The organism is Lawsonella sp. (assembly GCF_011525565.1).
Taxonomy (GTDB): domain Bacteria; phylum Actinomycetota; class Actinomycetes; order Mycobacteriales; family Mycobacteriaceae; genus Lawsonella; species Lawsonella clevelandensis_A.
The window spans coordinates 1-11,385 of the sequence record NZ_WVRS01000006.1 but is presented as its reverse complement, the minus strand read 5'-3'; the positions used below and the strand labels follow the sequence as shown (position 1 = coordinate 11,385).

The 11,385-nt window shown below is 55.2% G+C and carries 9 protein-coding genes; 2 read left to right on the top strand and 7 right to left on the bottom strand.

What is annotated here, in order from left to right; genetic code table 11:
* Positions 1 to 244 precede the first annotated feature (244 nt).
* Together QZV76_RS04565 and QZV76_RS04560 are read left to right on the top strand one after the other, a co-directional pair.
* Positions 245 to 2,119 carry a hypothetical protein gene (locus QZV76_RS04565; RefSeq protein WP_290598651.1) on the top strand — a complete coding sequence of 625 codons (1,875 nt, stop codon included), beginning with the start codon at positions 245 to 247 and terminating at the stop codon, positions 2,117 to 2,119.
* 129 nt (positions 2,120 to 2,248) lie between these two features.
* Positions 2,249 to 3,367: a hypothetical protein gene (locus QZV76_RS04560; protein ID WP_290598649.1), complete on the top strand. Its 1,119-nt coding sequence runs from the start codon at positions 2,249 to 2,251 to the stop codon at positions 3,365 to 3,367.
* Here the strand turns inward: QZV76_RS04560 and QZV76_RS04555 are convergent.
* From QZV76_RS04555 to QZV76_RS04525, 7 genes are all read right to left on the bottom strand, one after another.
* Positions 3,364 to 3,819 (bottom strand): hypothetical protein, encoded by a 456-nt coding sequence (locus QZV76_RS04555; protein ID WP_290598647.1) that lies wholly within the window; start codon positions 3,817 to 3,819, stop codon positions 3,364 to 3,366. The genes QZV76_RS04560 and QZV76_RS04555 overlap by 4 nt on opposite strands.
* Positions 3,820 to 3,919: 100 nt before the next feature.
* Positions 3,920 to 5,551, bottom strand: coding sequence for an ABC transporter ATP-binding protein (locus tag QZV76_RS04550; RefSeq protein WP_290598646.1), 1,632 nt, complete (start codon positions 5,549 to 5,551; stop codon positions 3,920 to 3,922).
* A gap of 3 nt (positions 5,552 to 5,554) precedes the next feature.
* Positions 5,555 to 6,523, bottom strand: a complete 969-nt coding sequence (locus tag QZV76_RS04545; RefSeq protein ID WP_290598645.1) for an ABC transporter permease — start codon at positions 6,521 to 6,523, stop codon at positions 5,555 to 5,557.
* Positions 6,516 to 7,442, bottom strand: a complete 927-nt coding sequence (locus tag QZV76_RS04540) for an ABC transporter permease (RefSeq protein ID WP_290598644.1) — start codon at positions 7,440 to 7,442, stop codon at positions 6,516 to 6,518. The genes QZV76_RS04545 and QZV76_RS04540 overlap by 8 nt, the downstream gene beginning before the upstream one ends.
* Positions 7,443 to 7,444: 2 nt before the next feature.
* Entirely contained in the window at positions 7,445 to 9,121 is a 1,677-nt protein-coding gene (locus tag QZV76_RS04535; RefSeq protein WP_290598643.1) for an ABC transporter substrate-binding protein, read from the bottom strand.
* A gap of 227 nt (positions 9,122 to 9,348) precedes the next feature.
* Positions 9,349 to 10,317: a GDSL-type esterase/lipase family protein gene (locus QZV76_RS04530; RefSeq protein WP_290598641.1), complete on the bottom strand. Its 969-nt coding sequence runs from the start codon at positions 10,315 to 10,317 to the stop codon at positions 9,349 to 9,351.
* 157 nt (positions 10,318 to 10,474) lie between these two features.
* The coding region (locus QZV76_RS04525) for a GDSL-type esterase/lipase family protein (RefSeq protein WP_290598640.1) at positions 10,475 to 11,385 on the bottom strand (911 nt) is incomplete at its 5' end.

The following is an 11,385-nucleotide window of genomic DNA, read 5'->3' as shown; positions in this document are numbered from 1 at the left end:
TTGTTAACATATTGATTTGTTAACCGACAGCATAAGAACTATGGCCTTCCAGCGTTATTAAATAATAAATTTGGGGAAATAATTTATAAATTTGCAGGTTATATAGTTATTAAATGGTAAATATCACAAAAATAATATCTCAATTCTTTAACGAAAAAGTATCAACATCCTAGACTTGTATGGGTATACCTTTGGTCTACACGTCTAACCCTTTTAACCCCTTCATAGTCTTCCCGAAAGGAACATGCCTGTGTCTCGCTGTGCTACGACAATCTTGTCTCTGGTGACAGCAGTAGCACTTGCAGCTCCGGCAGTTGCCGCTCCGGTTCCTGCAGCTGCTGCCGCACCAGCGCTCCAGTCCAGTGCTTCTGCGCAGAATGCCTACTGTGAAACCTCCGATGAACTCACTCTTGGTGGAGTTTTTAACCTCACTGTTGATGCCATCTCCGGCACATTTGCAGGTCATCCAGAACAACAGAAAAAATTTGAGGATAATGCCCGCAAATACGGTGATCGTTTAGGACATATGCAGATCAGCCGGCTCCTGGTGAACACCCCAGCCTCCCAGATCGGCGGTCCCTCTCGCGAAGTTGACGACCACGTTGTAGACCTCGTCGTCAGCAGCATCATGAAAGGTCGCAACAACGGCTGGAAGGACACCGTCAACCTTCAGGACATCACCCTTAACGAAGCTATTGAAAGCGTCCTCACCGTTCTCTACTTCGGAGGCATTCCCCTCCAGCTTTGGTCGGAAGTTATGCCGAAGGGACTCGTTATCAGCTTCCTGCATATCTTCCACATCTCTACCTTTGGTGGTGCCAAGCTTGTAGCGAAGTACGCCCCCAAGATGATTCAGGCAATTGGTGGATTCGTCCAGAACGCAATGCAGGAAAACTGCATCTCCAAGAAGAACTCCAACTCTCACCCCAACGCCTACAACCACAACCCCAACGCCAAAGGACTCCCCGGCAAGATGGGTGTGAACATTCAGAAGGTTGTTGACGGCCTTGGCGTTGCTAGCGAATCCTGCCGCCCGCTCAGCGAGTACACCCTCCGCGAAATCTCAAATGAGGTCATCAGCGGAATGAGCAAGCAGGTTCGCCCCGAGTTCCAGACACTCTTCTACATGGCCACCAAGTTCTACCTGAACCAGCTGGAAATCATTAAGATCAACCAGGGCACCATACCGGTTCGTGCCGACCAGATCGGTGGCATCATCGAAAAGATCGATAACCCCACCATCACCTACATTGCCTCCACCGCAACCTCCTTCAAGGACAAGCGCGCCTTCACCTGGATCACCCTCGGTGACCTCACCGTTGAAGACGAAATGAACATCTACACCCTTACCACCCACATTGCTGAGAAGATCACCACCATCATGTGGAAGATCCTCGTCATCAATGTAGGCGATAAGATCGTCACCGATGCTGTTCAAAAGGCTTTCCCCGTCCTTATCCCCACTGTCCCCTCCGCAAAGAGCGTAGTGTGCAAACCTGCAGAGATTCTGGGTAAGCCACTAGGCGTGGTAGGCGCGGTTACCAGCCTTAAACCAGCTATCGCCGTCGGTGCACTCGCCGGTATTGCTAGCTTACCGCTAGCATTGCCGTTCAACCTCATACCTGTCCTTGGCTCTAAGGTCGCTATCGCAATCGTGACAAAAGCTGCCAAGAGCGGGTTCGGCCTAGTAGAAAAAATAGGCATAGACAAGGCAGCAGGTATACCGGGGAAGCTCTGCGGTATTGGCTACAAGATCCTCGGTCTCCCTGATTGGAAGCTCGATGTTGTGCCGAACTTCGTTCCGCTACTCTTCTTCTACCCGGATTATGTACACCCGGTAGTCCATGGTGTTGTCCGCTCCGTCTGCCGCGTTAATGACCCAATTGCCTCTGATTGGACTCGCAGCACTGACATGATCGAGAAGGACGCCAAGCTCGCTGAAAAGCACGGCACCTACACCATGCCTGCCGACACCACCATCACCATTCCGATTATCAACAAGAAGGTTTCCAACCCCATCCATAAGGATAAGAGGTGGAAGAAATACGAGAAGGACGTTCCCCAACGTCACCGCGTATTCGACACTCCACAAAGCACCCCAGCTAACAAAACTAAATAAACAACTAAATAAGCACTGACCCTCAAAAAGCTGCCCTCCCCGCATCTAGCCGGGAGGGCAGCTTTTTGTCATTCACACGTTGGTGCGTCATAAATAAGAGGAAATTATCAATAAGTTATACTGGCATCCATGATTATTCGCCCCGCCAAGCACCTTTATAAATGCGTTACCGGCATTGCAGTAGGGATTCTCCTCGTTTCATCACTGCTCGCACCCACTGCAGCTAATGCCGCTCCCACTTCGCATACCGTCACCCCAGTACATGTAACAAACTGGCGTGATGAAGAGTCAGTAAAAGCGGGAAAGGATAGTCTCACAGCCCTTCACAATGCCATAGCAAAACTTCCCGTTGAACCCCATTGGGGAAAGCACGACATAGACGCATCAACTAGCACTGACCCCAGTGAAGTAACCAGTATCGCACCACCAGTCGTCCAAGAACTTATCGACACCATTAACCCCCTCAGTGCCGGAAAACCAAACTATGTCGCAGTAGGAGATTCCTGGCCAGGAAGTTCACTCATCGGCACAATACGTATGGATCCCTGCTGGCGTAATCGCTTAGGCTACCCAGAAATGATTGCTGTCGGCACAAAGCTCTCGCTCCGTAACACTTCCTGTGCTGGGGCTGGCCTTAACTCTTATTGGCTACACTCTCGCCTAGTAAGAACTAGCGCAGATAAGAAAACGGGCATTTACAAAAGCCCCATGAGAGATGCCATCGACGAAGATACACGTCTGGCCACTATTCAATTAGGCCTCAACGAGTTCCTCCGTCTCTTCTGTTGGTACGACCGTCTCCACGGACGTACAGAAATGCAGTGCACCAGCGCCATCCACGCGCGGTTTCGCACAGTCGAACCCTACCTTGAAGCAGTTTATGAAGGAATATACAAGGATGCCGTTCGTCGCTCCCACCCCTCAGCAAAAATAGTGGCTGTAGGGTACAACCAGATGTTTAACGGCGGAGGCCCTTGCTGGGATGGGATCATTCTAGGCTTCCAAACCCGGAAACTCGTTGACGAGCTCATCGTGAGTCTTAATAACGCAGCACGCAACGCTGCTGAACGGGCGCATATTCCTTACTACCAAGTAGGAGAAGGAGAAAACACTCTCCTCCGCTCAGCCTGCGGCATACCCTACTATCGTTACATAGCTGGATATGCCATTGTCGAAGGCAGTGAAATGCTCCACCCCACTATCCGCTGGCACATCGAACTAGCGCGGCACATTGTGAAAACCTATTAGAAAGGAATCACAATCATTTCCGGATCCCTGCTACGTGTACACGACAGGGAATAGCCATCGCTCTTCGCTACAGCAGCAGTGCTAGTGGAGCACGTCCAGTCACCTAAATGCGCAACACTCGCATTCCCCTCATGCTTAATGCTGGAATCACGCAAATAAATATTGATGATGCCCTTGGCCTCCGTACACGGCACAGTGCTCTCCTTCACATAGAGAGTGCCCTGCCCCTCCACTACACCACACTTATGGGTGACGCCGTTCTGTGCTGCAGCAGCCGGAATACGTGCAGAGTGCTTATCAGTGGGGTTTTTAGTGGGGCTGGAGAGGGAGCTGGATGGGGTAGTAGTGCTGGAATCGGTAGTGTCGGTGGAGTCAGAAGAGTGGCAGCCCGCTAGGAGAGCAGCGGAGGCTAGAACAACAAGGCTGGTGGCGGTAAAACGACGATTCATCATAGCCTGAGATTACCCCAGCAACACGACCAGCGGCCAGCCCTGCTTCTATCTGCACGAGCTACACATTAAGAACACACAAATACGTTAAGAATGGTAAACACTAGCCGAGGATCTTGGCACCCGGGATAGCATCCAGTAGCCGTTGTGTGTACTCCTGCTGCGGGTGGGCGAACAGTTCGTCTGTTTCTCCCCGCTCCACAATGGCACCATTGCGCATAACCACCACATCGTCAGCGATCTGCTTCACCACCGCCAAATCGTGGGTGATGAACACGTAGGTGAGGCCCAGATCCCTCTGCAGCTCATTCAACAATTCCAGAATCTGCGCCTGCACCAACACATCCAGAGCGGAGACAGCCTCATCACAAATAATGAGCTCCGGCTCCAACACAAGAGCACGAGCAATAGCGATACGCTGCTGTTGACCACCCGATAATTCCATGGGGTAGCGGCGCAGCATGGACTGGGGTAGTGCCACCCGGTCCATAATCTCACTGACGCGCCGGGCACGTGTTTTCTTATCGCCCAAATGGTGGACCTTGAGCGGCTCCTCAATAATGTTGAACACCGACCACATGGGGTCCAGGGTGCCGTAAGGATTCTGGAACACCGGCTGTACGCGCTTGCGGAAGTTCAATTCTGCATCGCGGCGCATCTTACGGATGGGTTTACCCTCATAGGTCACTTCCCCCTCTGTGGGGTCCAGCAGACCCAGCATCATTTTCGCCAGGGTAGATTTACCGGAGCCGGATTCGCCCACAATGGCGGTGGTGTGCATCTGCTTGATGGACAGGTCCACATTGTTGACGGCGGTAAAGTACTCTTTCTTCCACGGCCGGGAACTAGGTAGCAAAAATCGCTTCGTTACACCCTTCACCTGCAGCAGAGTGAGGCCACTATCGGAGGATTTGTGGTGTCTGGTCTCGGAGCGCTGCGCTGCCAAACTGGGGGCGGCCGCAATGAGTTTCTTCGTGTAAGGATGCTGTGGGTTAGTAAGGATTTCCCGCGACGGCCCCTGCTCCACAATATGCCCATGTTGCATAACGATGACGCGGGTGGCGCGTTCGGCAGCAAGACCCAAATCGTGGGTGATGAGGAGCACCGCGGTGCCGAGGTTCTCAATGAGCCCCTCCAGGTGGTCCAGGATCTGCTTCTGCACCGTAACGTCCAGGGCAGAGGTGGGTTCGTCGGCGATGAGGAGCGCCGGGCGGGCATGTAAACCAATGGCGATAAGGGCGCGCTGGCACATGCCGCCGGAGAACTCGTGCGGGTACTGGTTGAAGTGTTTTTCCGGTTCCGGCATGCCGGCCTCGGCAAGCAGTTCGCAGGCGCGGGCTTTGGCGGCTTTACCTTTAGCGATATGGTTGGCGGCCAGTGCTTCGGTAATCTGTTGGCCGATGGTCCACACGGGGTTGAGGTTGGTCATGGGGTCCTGGGGAACCAGGCCAATCTTGCGGCCGCGGATAGCCGACATTTGCTTGTCGCTAGCACCCACCAGCTCTTCGCCTTGGAAGACGATGGAGCCGCTTGTGACATGCCCGGTGGCGGGCAGGAGGTCAATGATGGCGCGGGCAGTGGTGGATTTACCAGAGCCGGACTCACCCACAATGGCGACGGTTTCCCCAGGGTAAATCTGGAAGTTGGCGTCGTGGACGGTGGGTATGGGGTTCTTGCCGGAGCCGAAAGCAATGTTGAGGTCTTTTACCTCGAGGAGGGGCGTGCGGTTATCCATGGCTTATCCCTTCCGTCCGCGGTGTTGTTCTTTCGGGTCCAGAGCGTCTTTCAGTGCGTCACCGAGCAGGATGAAGCCCAGGACGGTGAGGGCGAGGGCGAAGGAAGGCCAGAAGAGTGTGAAAGGGGCTTGGCGGAGTGTCTGCTGGGCGACGGAAATGTCGTTACCCCAGCTAATAGTGGTGGGGGGAAGACCAATACCGAGGAAGGAGAGCGTCGCCTCCGCCACAATGAACACACCCAGCGAAGTAGTGGCCATGACGATGATGGGGGCCAGACAGTTGGGTAACACGTGTGTGAAGAGGATAGACATGCGGGATTTTCCCACCGCCCGCGCGGCCAGCACATAGTCATTGTTTTTTACGGTGATGACGGCGCCGCGCACCACGCGAGCCATCTGCGACCAGCCGAATACGGACAGCACCAGAATGACGGTGCCGATGTTGCGCTGCGGGAAAAGCTGCATGAGGACGATGCCGGCGAGCAGTAGGGGAATGGCGAAGAAAATGTCGGTGATGCGGCTCAGTAGCGAGTCCAGGAAACCACCGTAGTAGCCGGCTAGGGCACCCATGAGGATACCGATGAGGGTGACGAAGAATGTTACCGCGATGCCGACGATGACGGAGGCGCGGGCACCGTAGATGACGCGCGCGTAGACGTCGTAGCCTTGCTGGGTGAAGCCGAAGGGGTGGCCGGGTTTGGCGCCTTCGAGGGAGTTGAGGAGGTCCGCTTCGGCGGGGTCCACGCTGGTGAAGAGGCTGGGGAAGGCCGCTACTAGGAGGACCAGCAGAATGATGGTGACGGAGATCCAGAAGAGGGGGCGGCGGCGGAGGCGGCGCCAGGCTTCTGTCCACATGCCGGCGGGTGGGGTGTCGGGCACAGTCTGGTCGACGGTATCGACAATGCCGGCAGCAGTAGTACTGACAGCAGCAGCGGCAGTGGTAGCGGTTGTGGGGGTGTTGTCTTTAGGCATAGCGGATCCTCGGGTCGAGGGCGGCGTAGAGGAGGTCGATCAGCAGGTTGGCCACCATGTAGATGAGGACCAGGAGGGTCACGATGGAGACCACGGTGGGGGCTTCACCGAGCATGACGGCGTGGTAGACCAGGCCGCCGATGCCGGGCACGTTGAAGATGCCTTCGGTGACGATGGCGCCGCCCATGAGTCCGGCTAGGTCAGTGCCGATGAAGGTGACAACCGGTATGAGGGAGTTGCGGAGAATGTGGTGAAAGATCACTCTGGGGCGGCTGAGGCCTTTGGCGGTGGCGGTGCGCACGTAGTCAGCCTCCATCACTTCAGAAACACTGGAGCGGGTGAGACGTAACACGTAGGCGAAGGACACCATGCCCAGCACGAAGGCGGGGAGAAGGAGGTTGACGAAGCTGGGGTTTCCTCCTACGGTGGGTGGTACTACGCCCCATTTGATGCCGAAGAGGTAGCGGGCTACGAAGCCGAGGACGAAGGTGGGGACGGCGATGATGATGAGGGAGAGCACCAGGAGGGTGGAGTCGAACCAGCCGCCTTTTTTCAGTCCCGCTATTACGCCGAAGCCAATGCCGAAAACTGTTTCGATGACGAGTGCCATGAGGGCCAGTTCCACGGTGATGGGGAAGGCGCGGGAGATTTCATCAATGACGGGGCGGCCGCTGAAGGTGGTGCCGAAGTCCCCGGTGAAGATGCCTTTCAGGTAGAGCCCGTACTGGACGATGAACGGGTCGTTCAGGTGGTATTGGTCGCGGAGGGCTTTGACCAGCTCGGGGGTGAGGGGCTTGTCGCCGGCGAGGGCAGCTACTGGGTCGCCGGGGGTGAGGAACACCATGGCGTAGATGAGGAGGGTGGCGCCGAAGAAGACGGGGATCATTTGCCCGATGCGTTTAACGATGTACCAGCCCATGTTTATTTCTCCTTGACGGGTGTGGGCTTTTCGATAAGCGTGTAGTTGGGGTAGCCATTCCACATGATGTGGACACCTTTCAGCTCGGGGTTCCAGGCGGTGGAGGCGTTGGGATACCACAGGGGAATAGCTGGGAGGTCCCGCATGAGGATGGCTTGGGCTTTGCGGTAGAACTTCTTTGATTCGTTGATGGAGGACGCGGCCGCGGCCTGGGAGATGAGCTTATCGAATGCGGGGGAGGAGTAGTTGCCGTCGTTGGAGGAGGCGCCCGTCATGTAGAGGGGTTGGAGGAAGTTGTAGACGGAGGGGTAGTCGCCTGCCCAGCCGGAGCGGAAGGCGATCTTAATGGTGCGTTGGGTGATTTCGTCGCGGAACTGTTTGAAGGTGGGGTAGGCCTTGCCATAGGCGGTGATCCCCAACACTTGGTGGAGGTTGTTACAGACAGCATCGACCCACTGCTGGTTGCCACCGTCGGCATTGTAGCCAATCTGGAAAGTGTCATTCCAGGGTTTTATGCTGTTGGCTTGCTTCCAGAGTTTCCGGGCTTTGTCCGGGTTGTAGGTGAGGACGTCATTGCCAGGCACATTGAGGTCAACATCGCCCAGGGTGGGGGAGGTGAATTCTTTGGCGGGGGTGCGGGTGCCGAAGAAGATTTTGTCCGTAATGAGTGGGCGGTTGATGGACATGGAGATGGCGGCGCGGCGCAGGCGGCCTTCTTCACCTTGGAAGTGGGGGAGCCATTCGGGGATGACAAAGGCACTGGAGCTGGCGGTGGGTTTGTTGTTGTAGCTGGTGGGGAAGTCGGTTTGGAAGTTCGGTAGGGCGGTGGAGCCGACGGTGTTGCCGATGGTATCGAGTTGGCCGCCGAGGAGGTCTGCGTAGGCGGTGTCGAGGCTGGTGTAGAAGATCCACCAGATACCTTTGTGGTGGGGGGTGAGGTCGCCTTTGTAGCGGGGGTTTACTTCTGCGAGGACACGGTCGTTATGAAGCCAAGCTTTACCGTCTACCAGCTTGTATGGGCCATTGCCGATGGGATGTTCGCCGAAAGACTTTATGTCTTTGTAGGCGATGCGGGGCAGTGGCATATAGGGAATATGTCCGAGGCGGAGTGGGAAACCTGCCTCTGGCTGGTTGAGAGTAACGGTAAAGCTCAGCGGGCTTGTGACGGTGAGGCCGCGCATATGACAATCGGTGTTGTCTTCGGGGATGACGTCCTCGTAGCCGTCAATGGTGCTGAAGAAACTCTGGTTGAGTTGCATGTTTTTACCGCACGCACCATAGTTCCAGGCGTCTACATAGCTTTGCGCGGTCACGGGTTCACCGTTGCTGAAGGTCCAGCCGGGTTTCAGAGTGATGGTGAACTTAGTGGAGTTGCTGTTCGCCTTAATAGACTTGGCGTGGGCCAGCACCATTTTCCCGTCGTTGTCGTAGCGGATAAGGCCGCTGAAGAGGTAGAGGAGAATGTCCCCGCCGCCTACTTCGTTTGTGTTGGTGGGAATGAGGGGGTGTTGTGGTTCGGACCCGTAGACGCGAATGACACCGGCGGGGGTGGCGTTATTGTCGTTGCCGCAGCCGGTGAGGGTAGTGAGGCTTCCGGCGAGGAGGAGTGCGCTGGCGCCAGCGGCAAGGGTACGGCGGAGTCGCCGTGAGGGCAGTGGCAAGGAGTGGGCATTGGTCATGTCCGGGATCCTTATGGGTATGCGACAGTGCTACGTAATTATTGAGTTACTGAGTTAGTGGCGGTGGCGTCGTGTTAGCGCTATGCGGCAGCAACAGAACAGCAGCAGAATAGTGTCAGTATCACGCCAATGCAGCATCAATGCAGTATTGAGTAACCGCGGTGTTCAGTAAATAGCAAATAGTAAACAGGGTCGGGGTTAATAGGGGCTGGAGGTACGGCTAGGGGCTAGAGGGAAGAGTGTGTGCTCTTCCAGTCTTTCCACATTTGCTCAAGGGTGGCGGCAATGTGGGCTTGGCCGTTAACGGTGGGCCCCATGGGGTAGGAGGCCTCGGGTACACCACTAAACGTGGTGAAGCGCATGCCAGGGGCACCACAAGCGGAACGAACAGCAAGGTTCTTTGATACAACCAAAGAGTAAATACCGGCTGTGCGGGCTGCCTGGCGGATAGTGCGGTTAAGTTTATCGTAGATCGTATTGTAGAAATCGCGATCTCGTGGGGGAATAAAAGCGCCGTCCCAACATGTATTTGTGTCGTTGAAGATGGGCATATAACCGATGGCAACAACAAGAGCATTCCCGCCGGCGTGGGCTTTCGCTGCGGTGTATAGGGCAGCGAGATGGCTTTCTAGACCATCGAATTTTTCCAGAGTGGACTTCTCGTAGCGATCTCGGCAGGGGCCGCCGGTCAGTTCTGTCAGTTTTCCGGACGCCATACTAGCATACTGTTTGCCCCAGGACGCGGCGCACTTGGAGAAGAGGGAGGTGGGGCCAGCGCCAACAATATCGCGTAATCCTAGTTGGATAGTGATAAGGCGGGTTTTCTTGTTGATAGCTTTAATTTGGGGAGAGTTGGGGGAGTTTCCGAAGCCAGCTGGTTGCGTCCACTGGAAGTTTTTACTGGTGGCGTTGTAGCAGGCAGCTTCGTTAAGCTGCAGGCCGGTTCCGGACGCTGTGATGGCAGGGTAGTCCTTTTTGTTGCGTCCGCAGAGGTTTTTTTCTGGATGGAACCAGGAGCCTGCCACAGTGGCGGAGTCTCCAATAGCCGCATAGTTGTAGGGGCTAGTGGGGGCAGTACCAGTATCGTCGCCTGAGGTGGGAGTAGTGGGGTCGGCGACGGCTTGCGGGGTGAGGGCAAGGCTGGCAGTAAGAATGGTGCTGGCAGTTAGGCCGGCGAAAACTCGTGCGGGTTTCATCCGGGGCATCCCTTCTAGAGTGCTCTATACGCTGATAGGGAGATTCATACGTGCCGTAGTGCTTGTGCCTGGTGCATTGCAATACAGGAGATAGCACTGCATGAAATATCAACGTGTTGCATTATTAATCCATACTACCTGTTAGAAAAGCTGGTATCTATTCACGAGGAGCTATGTCACTGCTTGTTAACCGCGAATGACGTGGGTATTTAGATAGATAGATTTTGCTTACAGCGTATGCAGTAGTGACAGCCGCCGCGAAAGTGGGGTGCATAGGATAAGTAACTTCTGGGAAACCAGTGGAGCTTGCCCAACGGAGGAAAGGAAGCCCACACGTTGAAGTAAGACGTATCTGGTGGTCTCCGGGAATATAGGAATACACATGGGCTTTGTGTGCAGCAAGACGAACTGCCCGGTTGATTCCCTTGAATACATGGTTAATGTAGGCGCGGTCAGCAGGCCCAATGAGAACATTGTCCCAGCAGGGTCCACCGGGGGTAAACATTTCCGCATAGCCGATGGCTATGACCATGCCATTGGGGGAAATGCGTTCTTTAGCGTCGCGGTAGATACCTTCCAATTCCAGGGGAAGAAACGCAATGAGGGAACGGTATGTTTTATCAATACGATCCTGGCAGGCACTGTGGCGGCGGTTAGTGTTCGTGTAGGCAGCGGCGAAACATTCCCGGACAAGTTTCATGTGGTATGCCAGCATTATGTCATTAAGGCCCAGGTTAATGGTGGCTAAGGCAGTGTGCTTGTTGAGTTTGTCGCGGTAGGCGGCTTTCACCGTGACATGCGTGCCTTTTACTCGGGAGGGGTACCAGTAGCCGGATCCAGTAGCACCAATGCAGGCCGGTTCCACTAGCGGTAAACCAGTTGTGGCGGCAACTAGGTGGGGGTAGTCGACGACGTTACGGATACACGGTTCCCAGAGGTCAGCAGGGTCAAAAGAGGCTGTTGTGTAGGAATCGCCAATAGCCACATAGTGCGGAGTATGACGGGATACCGCTAGAGCATCTAGATCCGTGGAAGCATCCTTCTGGGGCAGGGCTGACTGGGAATCGG